The organism is Eubacterium ventriosum (genome assembly GCF_025150745.1).
In the GTDB taxonomy this organism is placed as follows: domain Bacteria; phylum Bacillota; class Clostridia; order Lachnospirales; family Lachnospiraceae; genus Eubacterium_G; species Eubacterium_G ventriosum.
Genome location: NZ_CP102282.1, coordinates 1,089,918 through 1,109,712, shown reverse-complemented (window position 1 = coordinate 1,109,712; position 19,795 = coordinate 1,089,918). Strand labels below are relative to the sequence as shown.

Below are 19,795 nucleotides of genomic sequence, written 5' to 3'. Positions count from 1 at the left end.
TAATGTTATATTTCTAGTTCTTCATTGTAAACGTACACAAATATGCCTGTTTACCTTTTTCAAGTAGCTTTCCTGCACCTTTTGTTTCAGGCATAGCCATAACGCAGTAAAAATTGTTCTTTCCTTTTATTCTTCCAAATCCTTCCATTTCCCATTGGGCATTTTTTAATGATTTCTTTTTACCATTAGGTGCAACAATTATAGGATCTTTAATTATAATCGTTTTCTTATGTTTATTATTTTTGTAAACCTGTATGCAATTATTATGCTCTTTCTTCTTTTTACTATATTTATTAACATAAATATATTTTCCATCACTTGCCATACATTGTGGGATTGTATAATTATCTTTTTCTTTCTTTAAATCAAACAATTTCTTTTTTATCACATAACTATATTTGCCTTCGCTTTTGGCTTTCTTATATGCGCAGGATTCCACATATCTTTTAACGCCTTTGCTTGTGTCTCTTATCCCAACAGCAAATAATTTCTTTCCATATTTTGCAATTCCAAAGATTGATTTATTCTTAGAATCTTTAGCATCCCCTATGTTTGTTGCCATCCCTTTAACCTGGTCACTTACATCTATATAACCTAATGTAAATTTCTTCTTTGTTACTTTTTTACCATTACTTTTCTTTGCAACCTCATACCACGTTGTATGAAGTTTTCCATCAAAGTAGGTCATATCGTTGGCATGTCCCATATAGTTAATTGCGTCATCTATTTGTTCCATTCCTTTAATAAACTCCACCTGTGCTACTGTACATTTTCCATTTGAAAACTTAAGTTTTACAATAGCTGTTAAATTTACCACTCCCAAACCTGTACTCTCCTTTATTTTTTGAGCAGTGTCTGTTTTTTCTTTATCACTAAAAGCTATGTATAAACAATTATTCTTGTAACAACTTCCTTGAACTGAATAAAATTTTAATTCACTTAAAGTCTTGTATTTAATTTTAATCTTTTTCTTTTCAACATACTTTACCGGAACTTTTATATTGTACAAATCTGAACCACTTTTACATTTTACAATATCTGTTATCTTTTTCCCTTGTTTTAGTCCCTCAATAATCTTATCCTCTGAATGTTCATTACATCCTGATATTGAACAGGCTACCGGCTCTCTTACCGTCTTTGTTACTTCCTTTCCATCCTTGTCCTTATACACATATGACATGTCTTGAACAATCTCATTAACTTTCTTTACTGTTTTGGTTTCTTTCGCCTCAACACTACAGGTCTGTATGTTAAAAAACATACTCCCAGTCAAAATCATAGTCAAAATAAAAGCATATTTTTTCATCTGTTTTTCCTTCCCTCTTTCTTTTTTATCCGACACGTCGAATTATAGCATATTCCATTACATTTTCAACATAATTTACTAATTTTACTAGTCTTTATTATTCTTTCCTATTTCTTATTACTTTCAGCCCAATAGCATATAAAAAGGGAGTCTTCCACTTTATCATGGAATGCTCCCTTTGCAACTACTACGTTTTCCACTTTTTAACTGGCGTTAAAATTCATACTTTAATATCTCGCAATTCTTTATTCCAAACGCTGCATATTCTTCGTTTGTCATATCGTGGAAATATGAATTTACGACTCTTGATATGCCATTATGGGCAACAAGAAGATATGTCTTTTCGCCTGATTCTTTCTTCAAGTCATCCAATAGATTATAGATTCTCTGAGCCATTTCAAACATTGATTCGCCACCGTCAAAATGATTTATGAAGCTCTTTTTTGCCTCTTCAAATTCTTCGCCGTGTCTTGGTGTAGATTCGTACTTTCCGAAATTCTGTTCCTTTAATCGGATTTCTTCTCTCATCGGAATCCCTGTTACTTCCCCAATATGCTTCGCTGTATCTGCTGCCCTGCTAAGTGGTGAGTACAAAATTTCGTCGATTTTTATTCCCTCCTTCAAAATCTTCTGTCCCAACTCCTCAGCCTGCTTATGTCCTAATTCTGTCAAGACAATATCTGTTGCTCCACATATTTTATTTTCAACATTCCAAAATGTCTGCCCATGTCTTGTAAAATAAACCTGTCCCATAATTTCTCCTTTGCGCTACTTACTGATTTAGCATTATAATAGCACAAACAGACTGTTATGAACAACAGACATTATTCTATACTGGAAAAAAAGACTATTGCAAGCCTCTAATACGCCCTGCAATAGCCTTTTAAATCTTATATTATGTTCTTATTCTCCATCGTATACGATTACTGCTCCATCATACTTTTCATCGATGAATTTCTTAATTGAATCTGACTTTAATACATCTACTAAAGCTTTGATTTTTTCGCTGTTTTCGTTGCCTTCTTTTACTGCAATTACGTTAACGTATGTTTTTGCTGCTTCTGAATCTGACTTTTCATAAGCTAATGCGTCTTTCTTTACTGTGTAATTTGCTTCTAATGCATAGTTACCATTTAATACTACATAAGCTACTTCGTTTACTACTCTTGGTACCTGAGCTGCTTCAAGTTCTACGATTTCAATGTTGTTAGGATTTTCTTCAATGTCATTTACTGTTGCCTTGATTCCTGCACCATCTTTTAATTTGATGATTCCATTATCCTGTAATAATAAAAGCGCTCTTGCTTCATTAGTTGTGTCGTTTGGAACTGCAATCTTATCGCCCTTGGCAATGTCCTTTAAGTCTTTCTTTGTTCCAGGATAAATACCAAATGGTTCATAATGAATCTTTCCTGCAACTACAAGGTGTGTTCCTTTTTCTTCGTTAAACTGTTCAAGATAAGGTACATGCTGGAAGTAGTTTGCGTCAAACTCTCCACTTTCTACTACGTTGTTAGGCTGTACATAGTCATCGAATACTTTTACTTCTAATTCGTATCCCTTGTCTTTAAGTAATGTTTTTGCTTCTTCTAATATTTCTGCGTGTGGTGTTGCTGATGCTGCTACTGTAATCTTTTTGTCATCAGTTTTCTTTTCTGAACTTTCACTCTTTGATGAACCACATCCTGTTAATGCTCCTACTACTAATACTCCTGCTAATGCTAATGCTAAAATTTTCTTCTTCATGTTTTCATTCTCCTTCTTTTTCATATTTTTCATTTTATAAGTAACAGTGTTACCTGTTATTTTCTTCTCTTATCAAGTTTTGATGCAATAATCATTCCTATAGACTGGAAAACCTGAACCAATACTACAAGAAGTATTACCGTTACTATCATAATTTGAGATTCATATCTGTAATAACCGTATCTTATGGCAATGTCTCCAAGACCACCGCCACCTACGGAACCTGCCATTGCTGAATAGCCAAGAATTGTTCCAATGGCTATTGTAGCTCCGGTTATAAGTGATGTTCTTGATTCAAGTAATAGTACTTTTACTATTATTCTTAAATCACTTGCTCCCATTGATCTTGCTGCTTCTACAACTCCTGCGTCAACTTCTTTGATTGATGACTCAACCATTCGGCCGATAAATGGAATTGCCGCAACAACCAATGGAACTACTGTTGCTGATGAACCATAACTCTGACCTACAATTAATCTTGTTAAAGGTATTATAAGAATAAGTAGAATCAGGAAAGGTATGCTTCGTATGATATTTGAAATTACATCCAGTACTTTGTAAACTGCCTTGTTAGGTCTAAGTCCGTCTTTGTCAAATACTGCTAACATTACTCCTAACGGAAGTCCAAACACATATCCTACTACTGTGGATAATATTGTCATGTATAGTGTCTGACCTATTCCCGTAATAATCATATCTGTAGTTGCACTAGTCCACATAATTATCCACCTCCTCGATTTCTAATCCTTTTTCTATAAGATATTGTTTCATCTCTTCTATTTTCTGATTGTCTTTGCGAAAGCCCAGTATCATTTCACCTTTTGCCACGCCTCCAACGTTTTTAGTATTTGCTTTCAATATATTTACCGGCTCATTAAACTTCAAAATCATATTTGCTATAACCGGTTCAAAAGCTGAACTTTCTGAAAAAACAATTCTGAGATTTTTCTTATTATTTATTTCCTTTGTTACTTTGCGGGTACCATCTACGTCGCTGCCTGTATCTTTGTTAATCAACTCTCTTGCAACTTCAGATTTAGGATGTTCAAAAATCTCAGTTACTAATCCCTTCTCTGCCACCTGACCATCTTTCATAATGGCTACATGTGTACATATTTCTCTGACTACTGACATCTGATGTGTAATGATTACTATTGTTATTCCAAATCTCTTATTAATACTTTCAAGTAATTCAAGAATTGATGCTGTAGTCTGTGGATCTAAGGCACTTGTTGCCTCGTCACAAAGTAGAATCTTTGGATTTGAAGCTAATGCTCTTGCAATTGCCACTCTCTGTTTCTGTCCTCCTGACAACTGCGCCGGATAAGCTTTTGCCCTATCCTGTAATCCTACTATTTCAAGAAGCTCTAATGCCTTAGCTCTTGCTTCTTTCTTTTTCTTTCCCTGTATATATAATGGAAAACAAACATTGTCTATAACCGACTTCTGCATTAGAAGATTGAAATGCTGAAAAATCATTCCTATGTCTTCTCTCTGTTTTCTTAATTCTTTCTTTGACAGTGAACCAAGTGTTCTTCCTTTTATAAGAACCTGACCTTCTGTTGGTTCTTCAAGGAAGTTCATACATCGTACCAATGTACTTTTCCCTGCTCCGGACATACCAATTATTCCGTATATGTCACCCTGCTCAATCGAAAGACTTACATTTTTTAATGCTTCAACAGTTCCATCTTTTGTTTCATATTTTTTGCTTACGTTTTTAATTTCTATCTCTGACATGTCCTCACCTCTCTTCAACTGTTCTCTGTTGTGTAGCAAGTATACTATTGTTATTTATTGTTGTCTAATCAAAAAAATATACAGCTAGTCATAGTTTAATTCTATAGCAAGCTGTATGTTGTAATTTTTTTCTATATATTTTCAATATAAATACTTCTGTTTAGTAAAAATAACTAACAAATTTTCCATTATCTAAGAGCTTTGTCTTTGTACTTACTGATTTCTTCCAAATATTTCTTTCCCAAAGGACTTACCTGAACCCCTTTTCTCGCAATATAGCCTATTGTCATTATCTCATCTGACTTAAGCTTTATTGCACAATAATCGGAACCGTTTAATTCTTCACACATTATTCCTGAACATAATGTGTATCCGTTAAGTCCTATCATAAGATTAAGAAATGTTGCTCTGTCATTGGCTTTTATAAGTCTCTTGTAATCGTAAGTGCTAAGTACTTCTTCTGCAAAATAAAAAGAATTATTATGCCCCTGATCAAAAGACAAACACGGATATTCTTCCAGTTCTTCCAAAGTTATCTCTTCCTTAGATGCCAGTGGATGACCTTTCCACAGATATACATAAATATGACATTTCAGCAATTCATGAAACTCCACTGCTGACTCGTGAAATAACTTAGTTAATACCTTCTTATTAAAATCATTCAGGTACAAAATTCCTATTTCACTTTTACAATTCTTCACGTCCTCAATTACATCGTAAGTCTTTGTTTCGTGAATTTCAAACTCATATTCATCCATACCGAACTGCTTGACCATTTCCACAAAAGCCTTTACCGCAAACGTGTAATGTTGCATGGAAACCCCAAACTTCTTCTTTGTATTTTCTTTTAAAATATACTTGGACTCAATTAAGTTATACTGTTCAACTACCTGCCTTGCATACCCTATAAATTCCTCACCTTCCAAAGTTACTGAAATTCCTCTGTTGGTACGCTTAAAAAGTTCTACTCCAACCTCTTCTTCCAGCTCCTTTATTGCTGCTGAAAGGCTTGGCTGTGATATAAAAAGTTTTCTCGCCGCTTCATTCATTGAAGAAGCACCGGCAACTGTGATGGCATATCTTAATTGTGCAAGAGTCATAATAATCCTACTTTCTTAAGTTTATTCTTATTTTGATATATCAGTCTATACTTAAGCATATCATTTTCTAACTTAAACTGTCATTTTCTACTTAAGGCTGTCAATTCCTGACTTAAGCTGATTTAATGCCTGCTCCAAAGTTTTTCTAGGACAGGCAATATTAATTCGCTGATATCCTTTACCATCTTCTCCAAAAATAGCTCCGCTGTCAAGCCATAAACCTGATTTGTTTATTATTAAATCTTCCAATTCTTCATTTTCAAGTCCTAATTCACCAAAATCAAGCCATATTAAATATGTTCCTTCCGGCTCAATCAGCTTAACACTTGGAATATTTTCTTCTAAATAATTCCTTACAAAATTAATGTTTTCAATTAAATATTCTTTCAAACTGTCAAGCCACTGTCTGCCGTTTCTGTAAGCACTTTCACATGCCACAAGTCCTAAAGCATTAACCTGACTATATCCTGCTGCACTTATTTGTTTTCTAAACTTCTTTCTAAGTTTATCATTTGGAATAATAATGTTTGAAACCTGAAGTCCTGCCAGGTTGAAAGTCTTGCTTGGTGCAGTACATGTAACTGTAATATTCTGAAATTCTTCCTTAATATTAGCAAAAGCCGTATGCTTGTTGCCCGGATAAACGAAGTCGCTGTGAATTTCATCACTTACAACTGTCACATTATTTTCCACGCAAATATTACCAAGTTTTTCCAGTTCCCATTTTTTCCAAACTCGTCCAACCGGATTGTGTGGGCTACACAAAATGAAAAGTTTTACGTTATTTTCCTTAACTTTCCTTTCAAAGTCCTCAAAATCTATTTCATAATGACCGTTAACATTTTTAAGGGAATTGTTTACAACTACTCTGTTGTTATCCTCTATTGTTTCTTTAAAAGGATAATATACAGGCTGCTGAATTATTACGCTGTCGCCCTCATTAGTAAAAGCTTTAACTGCCATTGCTATACCAAAAACTACGCCGGGTGTTTTTACTAACCAGTTAGGCTTTAATTTCCAGTCAAAATATTTTTCATACCATTCTGACAGTGCCTTAAAATATCCGCTTTTTGCCTCGCTGTATCCGAAAATTCCATTACTTACAGCTTTCTTTAAATCTTCAATCACTTCTGGAACTGTTGGAAAATCCATATCTGCAACCCATAATGGAAGTACATTCTCAGGCATTCCCCTTTCAATGGCAAAATCGTATTTTATGCAGTTTGTTCCTTTTCTGTCTGTAATCTTATCAAAATTAAATCCCATATGTTTCACCCGAACCTTTACTTATTTCTTCTTATTAAAATTGCTTCCAAAAGCTAATGTTAATACGCCTAAACCTGCTAATGCAACAAGAATAATGATTCCCGGTATAAGTCCTTTATTCTCTGTAGTAAATCCTACTGTTGCTGCCTTTAGGAATGTGTCTGCAATGTCTTTAGTTTCCTGTTCTGTTTCCTGAACTGTAGTTTCTTCCTCTGCCAGCTGTTCTTCAACCTGCTCAGGAACTGTTGTTTCTTCTGTTGCTGTAGTCTGTTCAACTGTTGTTTCAACCTGTTCTTTTGATTTCTTCTTAGATTTTTTCTTGTTCTTTGCAGTTGTAGTTTCTTCTGTTGCTGTAGTAGTTTCTTCTACTTTTGTAGTTGTTTCTTCTTTTGAGCTATCTTTTGAAGACTCTTTTTTTGTGCTTTTTGAAGAACTCTTTGAACTACTTTTTGTGCTTGTCTTTGAACTACTCTTTGTGCTTTTACTTTTTGAGCTACTCTTTGTTGTAGCCTTCTTTGTACTTGAAGAACCAGAACTACTTGAAGAGCTGCTTCCTGATGAACTATTTGATGAGGAGCTGCTGCTTAAACTGCTTGATGAATTTGACTTACTGCTGTCTGATTTATTGTTTTTAAATACGTAGCTATCAGATACTCCATCCCAGTCTGATGGAACTTCGTCACCCTTTGTTCCGTCAAATCCTCTCCATGGTACAGGCTTTCCTGTATGGTCGTCATATCCATCTAAATCACAGTCTTCCATTGGTGCTGCATATGCTCTTTCTACAAAAACAGGTGTTGAAAATGTTACTGCTGTTGCAACGGCTAATGTAAATGTTATTGGTAATAATTTTCTTAATATCTTTCTCATTTCGTACTCCTTTGGAAATTCCTACTTTGCTATTTAAATCTGAGTTTCGTTAATCTGACTAATTACTGGTTTTTGTTAATCTTTTTAATCTGATTAGTTGTTGATTTGTTTAATTCCTAATTATGCTGTTACTGCTTTGTTTTCTTCTTCGTCTTCTTTTTCAAATATTTCATCGTCAAGGCTGTCTTCCTGTCTTGCAACGATTGTAGCTGAAACCATTGCCCCTGTTATATTTGTTGCTGTTCTACCTGTATCAGCCAAAGCTGAAATAGGAATTGTTAAAACAATAAGTTCAAGTGGAAGTCCCATTACTGTTAACACACTGGCTGTTGTTACAGTTGCTGTTCCCGGAACTCCTGCTGTTCCAAATGATACAAATAATGCTACAACTACTAATGTTATGTAATCTGTTAAGCTAAAGTTAATTCCAAGTCCGTAAATTCCGTATAGTGATACAAGAATTGGCCAAATACCTGCACATCCCGGCATTCCTATTGTTGTTCCAAGTGGTGTTGTCACATTTGCAACTTTTCCGCTCACTCCTATTTTGTCTGTAAGAATTTCTGTTGCTACAGGTAATGTTCCTGCACTTGACTGTGTTGAAAATGCAACAATCTGTGCCGGAAGAATTTTTTTGAAGAACTTAATAGGGTTAACTTTTGCAAAAACTTTAAGTAATACTGCATTAATTAAATATGAATCTATAATGAATGCTATAAAGCATACAATTAACAACATTACAAGTGACCAAATCATTCCTGATGAATTGATTCCATTTCCAACACTTGTTGCTACTAAAGTTAAAACTGCATATGGTGTAAGTTCAATAACCCAATCAAGGATTTTAAAGATGATTTCCTTAAGTGCTTCCACTAAGTTTTTAAATGGTTTTACTTTTTCTTCGTTGTCATGTGCCACAAATACATATGCCACAGCTACAAGAATCGCAGTAAAAATCATTGGTATTGTGTTTTCTTCTGCTATATCTGATATTACGTTTCTTGGAAAGAAATTTATGAAAATTTCTGAAAATGATGTAACCTTGCTCTGGAATGTTGTTGTATCAAGTCCGTCAATTGAAAGGTATGCATTTCTGCCTACTCCAAAAACAAGTCCTAAGCCAAGTGCTAACATAATGGCAAAGAATGTTGTTGTAATAAGCCATCCAATTGAACGGAAGCCTATTCCTTTAAGCTGTTTTGTGTTTTCAAGTGAAGTAATACTGCTGATAATTGCCACAATAATTAATGGGCTTACTAATGCACTTAAAACACTTACATACGCTTTTCCAATAGGTGTTATCCATGATGTATGTCCATGGAATATAAATCCAATTGCCACACCTGCTGCAAGTGCTACTATAACCAATAATGTAAAATCTAATTTTTTACTTAGCTTAAATATTGCAAAAAATAAAACTAAAACAACTACCAATGCTGCTATTGCTGTAAAATCCAAATTCATCTTTTTTCTCCTTGTATTGTACAGGTGCCACTTACCCTTTACACCTGTTTCTCTTTCTTTTTGTATACGTTTTTTTCTTTTCGTGCTTATTTTTCATTCTCTACTCTATTAATTTCTATTTTTTTACTCTTACTTTCTTAACTGCACTCCATGAAGAATATGTTTTCTTACCATTCTTTGTTATGTACGCTCTTACTTTGAAGAAGTAAGTTTTCTTTGCTTTTAATTTCTTGTTTGTAAATGAAGTTGCCTTAGCCTTAAGTGTTTTTACCTTCTTGTACTTACCCTTCTTTTTGTTTGCTCTGTAAACTTCATAGCCTGTAGCTCCTGCAACTTTTTTCCAAGTAATCTTTGCTGATTTTTTTAAAGCTTTAGCTGTTACCTTAGCTGGAACTTTTACTGTTACTGCGGGTACCTTCTGTTCCTGACTTGGCTTATTAGTTGTTGTTGGCTGTTTTATATTAGTTGTTTCTTTAATGCCAAAGAATGTATTTAATGCCTGAACTGCTTCGCTTGCAAAATCGACATATGACAAACCATCCTTCGGTTTAGCATTGCCTGTTCTATCAGTTGCTTCTTTTGCCTCCTTTGTTCCTAAAACCCAAGTAAGCTCTAACATATATTCTGTGTATGTGCCATCGTTTGCTTTGTTCTTGTGTAACCAATTCTTTGTTACCGGATTTGCTGCATTCCTGTTATACCGGATTAAGAAAGGCATCTGTAATCTGATGGCACTCTTGTTACTTCCATCTTCCCAAGGTTTTGCGCTTGTTGCTTCTGCTGTAACATCACCGTTAGGATAATATGAAATACTGTTGTTCTTATTTGAATTATTCTCTGTTGTAAAGTTTCCTAAGTATTTAACCAACTCACCATATACATAACTAATGTTGTTATTTCCTGTTGTTGGATCTACGCTACTTCTTGAGTTAAACACGCTACTTCCTGCTGTTACTATATTAATGTCATTTCCTGTTCCGAAAGTTAACTGATTTCCAATTGTTGTATCATAAACATAAACCTTCTTGCCTGCCTGTTTAGCTTTCTGTGCAATGCTTCCGATAATTGCCTGTGTATTGTGGCACCATGAAGCACCAAAGAAAATAACATAATCACCATTTGAATTTAATAAATCAATTAATTCATTGAAGTTAACCTGATGAAGTGGGAAGTTGTCCTTATCTTTTTCTGTAAAGATTTCTACTGCCTTACCAGTTCTGTTTGCATTTGCAACTCCTTTATTGTAGTTAATGTATGTAGCTGATCCATTATAAACTCTACTAAAGAATTCATAATCTGTTCTTACGCTTGCCTTAGCAACCTGTCCGTTTTCCTGACCTTTTCTAAATACTTTTTCGATGTCCTGTGTTGCCTGTGCCTCATTGTAATAATTTGCATCTTCTAATTCATAGTATGCATTGATTTTGTTTCCTGCATCTGTATTTTCATAATTGAAAAGTAATGTGTCGTCTCCGTTATATTCATTGATTACATTTTCATTTGGAAGTAACTCTGTAATTTTCTTCCATAATTCATTAATTGAAGTTCCTCTTGAACCTTTAAATTCTGTATCTTCGTCAGTAATGTCTAACTGATATCCGTCAACGTAAGGATCAAAATGATAAATCTTTGTTATTCCGTCTTTCTTTGCAATTTCATTGATTTTTGCAATTGTAGCCTTACTTGTTTTATGCTCAGGTCCTGCAAAAACAATGTAGTAATTTCCCTTGCTACTTAAGATGTCTAAAAGTCTTTCCTGTGTAACACTCTCAAAAACATGTCCGCTTTCAACTCCTTCATATGAATCTGCTATGTAATCTCCTGTTGTTGCCTGTGCTGTTTTAGACCAAGGATAAGTTGTCTGTGAATCCTCTGCATAAGTTGCAACCTGATTTGAATTAGTCTGTGCCTTTACTGTAGTTCCTGTAAATAAAGAACCTATTGTTAATGTAGCTGTTAATGCCACAACTGTTAATTTCTTTAGTCTCATATTCTTGTTCTCCTTTTGTATCTGTTTTTTATAAGTATCTATTCAAAATCCCTTTAGTCTTAATTTTTACACTATCACTTTTTATTGTATTTATGAGAATTTCCAACATCGTATGCTGTTAAAGTATTTATTTTGAAGTTTGTTAGTAATCATTTAATCTCCTTCTTAAACCTATATGGCATAACTTTTATGCTTCTAAATATCCTATCTCATTAGTAGGATATTGCTAGTCCAGTAGACTGACTTCTCGATTACAGCCAGCAGACATCTCAATGCATAGCTTTTCGATGTTCTTGCACCCGTCAGATGATATTTCGTGTAAACACAATACCTCTTGTCTGGCTTTTGCTACAAAAAAATGGGAAGCAGTTGTTTTTGCTTCCCAAGATATTACTCATATTAATTTGCCTAAGCCTTACAGGTTCTACGCGCACAAACAAGGTATGATGTAATATCTTTCGCAACAACACATCATACAACACATATGAATATTTCTAACAAATACTCTTATTGTACTCATAGTTTTCCTCCTAAATTAAATGGTATGTTCTCTGTATTAATTTTCAGAAAATTCATATATTTCATACCTGATATGTAGGATTATATTCCTATAATTCCTATCTGTCAAGTATAAATTACGTAAATTATTTATTTTGTTGTTTTCATACATTAATTCAAACCATATTAATAGAAGTATCTTACTTTTTCATCTTTCTTATACTAACGTATTTGTTTTAATTCTCCTCTATCCATTTCATAAACCTTATCACAAAGCACGTCAATATCTTCCCTATTATGACTGGCTAACAAAATAGTTTTTCCCATGTTCTTCAACTCCAGGAATATTTTTCTCATGTCTTCCACTCCATGATTATCCAAACCATTCATTGGTTCATCAAGAATAAGTATTTCCGGATTTTCCATTATTGCCTGCCCTATTGCCAGACGCTGTCTCATTCCCATTGAGTACTTTCCTACTTTTTTTCTTGATTTTGGATCTAATCCGACTTTTTCCATTACTGTCATTAAATACTTCCTGTCTAACTTATTGTTTATCATATAAAGATACTCAAGATTTTTCATTCCGCTCTTATATCTTAAAAGACCCGGTTCTTCTATAATAACCCCTGCATTTTTTATAATGCTTACATCTTTTCCGATAACATCTCCGTTAACAGTAATCTCTCCGCTATTTAATTTCACCAATCCACATATGCTTTTAAACAGTACCGTTTTGCCTGAACCGTTTCTTCCTACAATTCCACATATTTCACCTTTGTAACATTGAAGATTCACATTATTAAGTACTGTATATTTTTCAAATTTCTTTGTCGCATCTTTTACGTTAATAACTATATCATTCATACTACATATTCCTTCCATTATTCTTCACTTGTAAAATTAAAGTTCATATGATCAACCCTGACAATTGATATTATTGTCAAAACAACTATTAATAGAAGTAAAATTCCAACACACCATCCCATTGTAGGTGTTCCGTTAAAATATTCCATTCCATCATATTTTCTTCCAAAAATACTTAAGTCTGTCCATGAAAATGGTGAAAGATATATTAAATAATTGTCAATTGTTCTCATATTAAATGCTGTAATCATTAAAACTTCAAAAATCATACCGGAACACATTGCTATAAGTCTTGTAAATAACAGACTCATTGAAAACATAAATACTCCTAAGAAACAAATAACTAATCCTACAAATAAAAAAATTATCGCCATAGACTTATACGGTGAATAATGTTCCAAAATCGTATACAGAATTTCAGAAGTTCCATAATCCATCCATCTATTCGTAATTGACAAAGTAGTAATTACCTCTCCCCATTCATTAGAAAAATCTCCTCTGAAAATATAAGGAATAATACTTGTTACTTCCAATAAAAACATAAATATATATGACATAAAAACAATATGCAGAATATGCTTTAACGCCCATTTAGTCTTTCCTTCACGTATTACACAATACATCTCTGAATAATTCAGGAATGGTACCTGTGAAAAATAGTAAATTGCTATGGGAACAAATGCACACATATAACTAAGATTACACAAAAAGAATGGCAAAGTCATAACATTAACCTTATATCCTGTATCTGATGCGAAATTTAGAATTGGCACAGAAAAGACAATATTGCATAATAACATTAAAACAATTGTGGTAATGGTTCTTGTGGAAAATACTTTATACTGAATAGAATAAATATTGTATCTAATATATTTTAAAAAATTATCCAACAACAATCCTCCTCATTCTTCTTATAATCAGCATTGTTATAATTCCAACTATAACAATTGTAATTAAACCTAACATTATTATTGCTTCTGATGTATCCTTCATATTAAAAAAATCAACTGAATATACATATTTGTATCCGCTATAATTGGGTAAAATATACTCCAAACTATAACTACCTACTGTAATTAGCAGAACCGGAACGCACATAATAAGTAGTTTATTCTTTATATATAATGACATTAACAGAGAGCTTAACGATGTAATTCCGTATAATATACTTTTAGTTCCCACGCTGCACAGAAAAAATATTAAATAATTTTTATTTTCTAACATTCCACTAAAAGTTCTATCTGTCATATATGAATAAATATATTGATTGTTAATTTCTCCTCCTGCAACTTCCCATTGAAATCCAAACAATACATAGGACACTCCTGCAAACAATAACATTCCTGTAATAAACGTAACTATGCTGTTAATAAAGACACATATTATCTTAGACATTACATATCCATTTATATTTCCTCTTGTTATGCTATATATATAATTTCCCTGTGACAAATCATCACAAATACAGTCTGCATATACGAAAGAAATAATTATAAAAATTAATATTCCTATTTGACTCCAAAAGGTTACTTCATTAAAATATTCAAATATTGAATTGGAGGAAAATACATTTACAAATGAATATCCCTGCTTTTCTGCACATGCCAAGAATGGTAAGAATGCTATTACTATTACCGTAAATATGAATTTGCTATTCACGAAAGCCCTATACATATCCATTTTTAAATAATTTAACATTACTCTCATTGCACTTCCTCGCCTGTTTCTGCATTAATAAGTAACTGTTCAACTCTTGTACCCTCATCGCTTTCTTCAAGCATATGGCACTGATAGATAGGTGTAACTTTATTATCATTAAACAAATCTGACATATAACACAGATTAAAGGAATTAATGGTGTATTTCTCTGTTCCAATTATTTTTCCATATTTATTTGAAACTATATCAAGAACAGCTTGTGGTTGAATAATCTTTACCTTTTTCCCCGTATTCTCGATTTTTAAAGCACACTCCATATCTAATGATTCAAGCCCTCTTTTAGATACAACAGCCTGAATGGAACTATTGCAATCTTCATAATTTTTCATTATTCCACCATACTTATGATATTCTACAATTCCATTCTTCTTCTGACGAATTACAAAATAATAGCAGTCATCGTCCTTTGTCCATTTATCTTTATATACAGATTTGTCCTCTTGCCCCTCTACGTCTTCAGCATATTCTTCTTCTTCCAATGTATTATGTTCCAAACCATAGCAACTAAACTCAATGTCACCTAATTGGATTCCTAATAGCTCTAATTTATCCAATAACACATTTAATGCTTCCTCTCTTGACATAAAATCTAAATCCGTATCCTTTAAGAATTTGTCTCCATTGTATTTTTCATCCCTTGGATCTAATCTGACACAGTTCATCAAATTCCAATAAAACTCAGTTGTAAAGTACAAACCTTCTTTATTATCAATCCTTATCTGGTTTCCCTCTTTATCCTGATAATACTCTTTAGTATTGTCAGGAACATCATATGATACTTTTTCAGCTTTATCTAAAAATATATCTTTTGTTTTTTCAACATTGATTTTATATGGCTTTACAACTACTTCATCAATACTGTCTGGTACTTTCTCTATAGTTGTATCCAGAGACAAATTGTCTCCGGATACAGTAAATTTCTCGGAAGTATTGTTAGTTGTTGTTTTCTGCTCGCTTTTATTAGCTTTACATCCTGTGAAACATGTACTTAAAGTAATGGCACATAAACATAAAGCTAAAGCTTTTTTTGTTTTAAAACAGAACATTACTTATCCTCCTTACACAATTTTTGTCTATGTAATTACACGCGCATATGGTAACATAATTTCAATTCCTATACTATACTTTTGGCATTTTTGGTATGTTTTTTGGATTTTTTGGTAATTTTTCGTCGAAAAAAAAGAAAAATCTGCAAAATTAAAATTCTCTTTAATACTTACATACATAAAAATTTTTTCAAAAAAAGAAGCTGTGCCAACGATTTTAATCGTTAAAGCAACAGCTTCTTTTTAGAAGACTTACTCAGTCCACTTTTATAACTAATTCATTTATATTTATTTTTAAGCTTCTACTGCTTTGTTTGTTTTTTCAAAAAGCTTTCTCACACCCTGGATTGCTACAATTACACCAAGGCATAATAACAATACTGCAAAGATTAACTGTAATGTCATACCAAATGTTAATCCTGTTGTAAATAACTGACCACCTAATCTGTAGATTGTCATTCCAAGTGCTGTAAATGTTACTGCCATCATAAAGAACATTGGAATCCAAAGCATAGCGCCCTGACGTTTTGTTTTCTTTAAGAATACAGCACATGCAACTAATGCTAATACTGATAATAACTGGTTAGCTGAACCAAATAATGGCCAGATTTCTGCATAACCAACTTTTGCAAGTAAGTATGAAAGTACTAATGTTAAGATTGTTGCAAAATATTTGTTTGTTACTACTTTCATGAATGGGTTTAAGTTGTCCATATCTGTATCATCATCAATGAAGAATTCCTGGAATGAAAGTCTTCCTACTCTGGCTACAGAGTCAAGTGATGTTAAAGCAAATGCTGAAACAGCAAGGTTAATTAATGTAAATACCAACTGATGAGGCAAACCTGCTACTGATAAGAAGTTTGCAATAGCTCCTGCAAAAATCTGAGGCTGTGTAACAAGTCCCTGCTTTGCTGCTTCACCTGTTGCAAATGATGCAACTGCGATAAGTGCGATAACTGCAAGCATACTTTCCATTAACATTGCACCGAATGAAACAGGAAGCATATTTTTTTCATTTTTAATCTGCTTTGATGCTGTACCTGATGAAACAAGTGAATGGAAACCTGAAACGGCACCACATGCAATTGTTACAAACAAGATTGGGAATAAGTACTGTCCATCAACATTGAAACCATTAAATGCTGCAAGGTTACATGATGGATTAGCAACGAATACACCAATAATTGCACCAACAATCATAAATATAAGTAAGTAACTGTTAAGGTAATCTCTTGGCTGAAGTAATGCCCAAACCGGCGCAACACATGCTACTAATACGTAAGCAAAAATAATGATGTGCCATACTTCTCTTGATAAATAAACCGGGCACTTAAGACCAACTACTACTGCGAAAATAAGAAGTGCAATTGCAATTGCTGTGTTAACCCATTTGTTTAATTTACCATATTTTAATAACATACCAAGTGCTACAGCTTCAACAATAAAGATAATTGATGTCATGGCAACTGAGCCGTTAGCTGCAACTTTTGCACCTGTTTCAATGTTAAATCCGTTAAATGTTCCTGCTACTACATCAGCGAAAGCTGCGATTACAAGAATACAGAATAACCAACAGAAAGCTAAGAATAATTTCTTACCAACTCTACCAATGTACTCTTCAATAATAAAACCTATTGTTCTACCTTTGTTTTTAACTGATGCATACATTGAAGCAAAATCCTGAACTGCTCCGAAGAAAACACCACCAATTAAAACCCAAAGCAAAACAGGTAACCATCCAAAAATAGCTGCCTGGATAGGTCCGTTAATAGGACCGGCTCCTGCGATTGATGCAAACTGATGTCCAAAAACAACGTTTGTGTCTGCAGGTACATAGTCAACTCCATCTTCCATCTCATAAGCTGGTGTCTTAGCGTTTGGATCGATACCCCATTTGTTCTGAAGATAACGACCATATAACAGATAAGCACCGCCAAGAACTACTATGGCTATAACCATCATTAATATTCCACTCATTTTTTCATCCTTCTTTCTTATTATTTTTTAATCCTTTGTGGATAATAAATTATTTCTGTTAAGACAAAAGCGAAAACCATAAAATATAGGAAAACTTCCTATTAGTGTTATAAAATCTAATTATTAGAATTGCTACATGGATTGAGCTCTAACAATTCTAAAAAAAGAAAACGCCTTCGTAGTTTTAAAAACTACAAAGGCGACTATAAACTAACCGTGGTACCACTTTGTTTGCTGTATAAAAATACAACCACTTAACACTGTCAAAATTAACAGCTTCTTCTGTAACGTGAAGAACACGTCCCGACCTACTTGATAAAACTTTCGGCGAGCTGCTCCCGGGTGATGTCCTTACAGATACCATCTGCCACTTCTCAGCTCTCGTGACTCTCTGTAATCAAGTAATTTCCATAGGATATATCCCGTTCATTGCATTTCATTTTTTTGACTGTCATTAGTTTACCACTTTACCACACTACATTCAAGGTTAAAAAATATCCATAAATTATTGATGAAATTTATGATTTTTTGTACAAAATTTCAAAAATGGCTTACAAAATCCCAAAAAATCCCTATAAAAACAAATGACCAAATATTACACTTTTAAAAGCCAAAAAATTGTTAAATATTTTTGGTAATATTTTACAAAATATTAATACAATTTCAAAAAAATATGTTAAAATTTAAGTATGGTTTATAAAAATAATATAACAACGTGGAAAGCATAAATTTTAAAATCCGTCACAGAAAACTTCAGTTGCAAAAGATAGGCAACTTTTTGAAATTTTGCGAGCATAGCGTAAAGCAAAAATCAACTGTCTGAGCGTAAGCGAGTTTTGATTTTTGTTTTACAATAAGCGGCGGAGCAAAATAAAAAAAGTAACGTGTTTGCACTGAAATTTTCTGTGGCGGATGTGGAAGCTTTATGTTAATCCACAGTTGTTACAGGTTTGAAAGGAGATATTTTTTATTATGGCAAACAGAATTATGTTAAACACAACATCTTATCACGGAGCAGGAGCTATTGATGAAATAGCAACAGAAGCAAAAGCACACGCATTTAAGAAAGCTTTTGTTTGTTCTGATCCTGATCTTATCAAATTTAATGTTACATCTAAGGTTACAGACATCTTGGACAAGAACGATTTAGCTTACGAAATTTATTCAGATATTAAAGCTAATCCTACTATTCAAAATGTTCAGCACGGTGTTCAGGCTTTCAAAGATTCTGGAGCTGATTACATAATCGCAATCGGTGGTGGTTCTTCAATGGATACAGCTAAAGCTATTGGAATCATTATTGCAAATCCTGAATTCGAAGACGTTCGTAGTCTTGAAGGTGTTGCACCTACTAAGAAACCTTGCGTTCCTATTATCGCTGTACCAACAACAGCCGGAACTGCTGCAGAAGTTACAATTAACTACGTTATCACAGACGTTGAAAGAAAACGTAAATTCGTTTGTGTTGATCCACACGATATGCCAATTATTGCAATTGTTGACCCGGATATGATGTCATCAATGCCTAAAGGACTTACCGCTTCAACAGGTATGGATGCTCTCACTCACGCAATTGAAGGTTACACAACAAAGGCTGCTTGGGAAATGACAGATATGTTCCATCTTAAAGCTATCGAAATTATTGGCAAATCACTTCGTGGTGCTGTTGAAAATACAAAAGAAGGCCGTGAAGGAATGGCTCTTGGTCAGTACATTGCAGGAATGGGCTTCTCTAACGTAGGTCTTGGTATTGCACACTCCATGGCTCATACACTTGGTGCCGTTTATGATACACCACATGGTGTTGCCTGTGCTATGATGCTTCCAATTGTTATGGAATTTAACCAGGAATGCACTGGAGAAAAGTACAGAGAAATTGCTCGTGCACTTGGCGTTGAAGGTGTTGACTCAATGTCAGTTGAAGAATACAGAAAAGCTGCAATTGATGCTGTAAAACAGTTATCAGCAGATGTTGGAATTCCTTCAAAACTTGAAGCAATAAAAGAAGAAGATTTACAGTTCCTTGCTGAATCTGCTGCTGCAGATGCTTGTGCACCTGGAAATCCAAAAGATGCAAGTGTTGAAGATTTCAAAGAATTATTTAGAAAAATTATGTAATAATTATTTTTAAGAGTTATAATATACGGAAGTACGAAAGTGCTTCCGTATTTTTTTGCAATGAGTTTTTATAGTAACTCTTTTC

Annotated in this window: 16 protein-coding genes; 1 reads left to right on the top strand and 15 read right to left on the bottom strand. The window is 33.6% G+C overall.

All coding sequences use genetic code 11. From position 1 onward, the window contains the following. Nucleotides 1-13: 13 nt before the first annotated feature. From NQ558_RS05080 to NQ558_RS05010, 15 genes are all read right to left on the bottom strand, one after another. Complete coding sequence (locus NQ558_RS05080; protein ID WP_005359044.1) at nucleotides 14-1,306, bottom strand: hypothetical protein; 1,293 nt, start codon at nucleotides 1,304-1,306, stop codon at nucleotides 14-16. Between the two features lie 213 nt (nucleotides 1,307-1,519). Beyond that, nucleotides 1,520-2,059 (bottom strand): histidine phosphatase family protein, encoded by a 540-nt coding sequence (locus NQ558_RS05075; RefSeq protein WP_005359047.1) that lies wholly within the window; start codon nucleotides 2,057-2,059, stop codon nucleotides 1,520-1,522. A 150-nt stretch (nucleotides 2,060-2,209) separates the two neighbouring features. Continuing rightward, entirely contained in the window at nucleotides 2,210-3,052 is an 843-nt protein-coding gene (locus NQ558_RS05070; RefSeq protein WP_040445969.1) for a MetQ/NlpA family ABC transporter substrate-binding protein, read from the bottom strand. A 56-nt stretch (nucleotides 3,053-3,108) separates the two neighbouring features. Further along, on the bottom strand, nucleotides 3,109-3,771 hold the full coding sequence (locus NQ558_RS05065) for a methionine ABC transporter permease (protein ID WP_005359053.1): 663 nt from the start codon (nucleotides 3,769-3,771) through the stop codon (nucleotides 3,109-3,111). After that, nucleotides 3,761-4,792, bottom strand: a complete 1,032-nt coding sequence (locus tag NQ558_RS05060; RefSeq protein ID WP_005359056.1) for a methionine ABC transporter ATP-binding protein — start codon at nucleotides 4,790-4,792, stop codon at nucleotides 3,761-3,763. Before NQ558_RS05060 ends, NQ558_RS05065 begins: the two co-directional genes overlap by 11 nt. Before the next feature lie 188 nt (nucleotides 4,793-4,980). Further along, nucleotides 4,981-5,892 carry a LysR family transcriptional regulator gene (locus NQ558_RS05055; protein ID WP_005359059.1) on the bottom strand — a complete coding sequence of 304 codons (912 nt, stop codon included), beginning with the start codon at nucleotides 5,890-5,892 and terminating at the stop codon, nucleotides 4,981-4,983. An 87-nt stretch (nucleotides 5,893-5,979) separates the two neighbouring features. Beyond that, nucleotides 5,980-7,158 (bottom strand): MalY/PatB family protein, encoded by a 1,179-nt coding sequence (locus NQ558_RS05050; protein WP_005359062.1) that lies wholly within the window; start codon nucleotides 7,156-7,158, stop codon nucleotides 5,980-5,982. 21 nt (nucleotides 7,159-7,179) lie between these two features. Beyond that, nucleotides 7,180-8,028: a hypothetical protein gene (locus NQ558_RS05045; RefSeq protein ID WP_005359064.1), complete on the bottom strand. Its 849-nt coding sequence runs from the start codon at nucleotides 8,026-8,028 to the stop codon at nucleotides 7,180-7,182. 120 nt (nucleotides 8,029-8,148) lie between these two features. Next, complete coding sequence (locus NQ558_RS05040; RefSeq protein WP_005359068.1) at nucleotides 8,149-9,492, bottom strand: dicarboxylate/amino acid:cation symporter; 1,344 nt, start codon at nucleotides 9,490-9,492, stop codon at nucleotides 8,149-8,151. Nucleotides 9,493-9,607: 115 nt separating this feature from the next. Next, the gene (locus NQ558_RS05035) at nucleotides 9,608-11,482 is read right to left on the bottom strand and encodes a fibronectin type III domain-containing protein (protein ID WP_005359069.1); all 1,875 of its coding nucleotides are present in this window, start codon (nucleotides 11,480-11,482) and stop codon (nucleotides 9,608-9,610) included. Nucleotides 11,483-12,202: 720 nt separating this feature from the next. After that, a complete protein-coding gene (locus tag NQ558_RS05030) occupies nucleotides 12,203-12,847 on the bottom strand; it encodes an ABC transporter ATP-binding protein (RefSeq protein WP_040445971.1) in 645 nt (214 codons plus the stop codon). Nucleotides 12,848-12,864: 17 nt separating this feature from the next. Beyond that, a complete protein-coding gene (locus tag NQ558_RS05025) occupies nucleotides 12,865-13,737 on the bottom strand; it encodes a hypothetical protein (protein ID WP_040445873.1) in 873 nt (290 codons plus the stop codon). Further along, nucleotides 13,730-14,554, bottom strand: a complete 825-nt coding sequence (locus tag NQ558_RS05020) for a hypothetical protein (protein ID WP_005359091.1) — start codon at nucleotides 14,552-14,554, stop codon at nucleotides 13,730-13,732. The genes NQ558_RS05025 and NQ558_RS05020 overlap by 8 nt, the downstream gene beginning before the upstream one ends. Continuing rightward, nucleotides 14,551-15,612: a hypothetical protein gene (locus NQ558_RS05015; RefSeq protein WP_005359093.1), complete on the bottom strand. Its 1,062-nt coding sequence runs from the start codon at nucleotides 15,610-15,612 to the stop codon at nucleotides 14,551-14,553. The genes NQ558_RS05020 and NQ558_RS05015 overlap by 4 nt, the downstream gene beginning before the upstream one ends. 294 nt (nucleotides 15,613-15,906) lie before the next feature. Beyond that, on the bottom strand, nucleotides 15,907-17,592 hold the full coding sequence (locus NQ558_RS05010) for a carbon starvation CstA family protein (RefSeq protein ID WP_005359102.1): 1,686 nt from the start codon (nucleotides 17,590-17,592) through the stop codon (nucleotides 15,907-15,909). A 972-nt stretch (nucleotides 17,593-18,564) separates the two neighbouring features. Here NQ558_RS05010 and fucO point away from each other — a divergent pair. After that, a complete protein-coding gene (gene fucO / locus NQ558_RS05005; RefSeq protein WP_005359105.1) occupies nucleotides 18,565-19,710 on the top strand; it encodes a lactaldehyde reductase in 1,146 nt (381 codons plus the stop codon). Nucleotides 19,711-19,795: the final 85 nt, after the last annotated feature.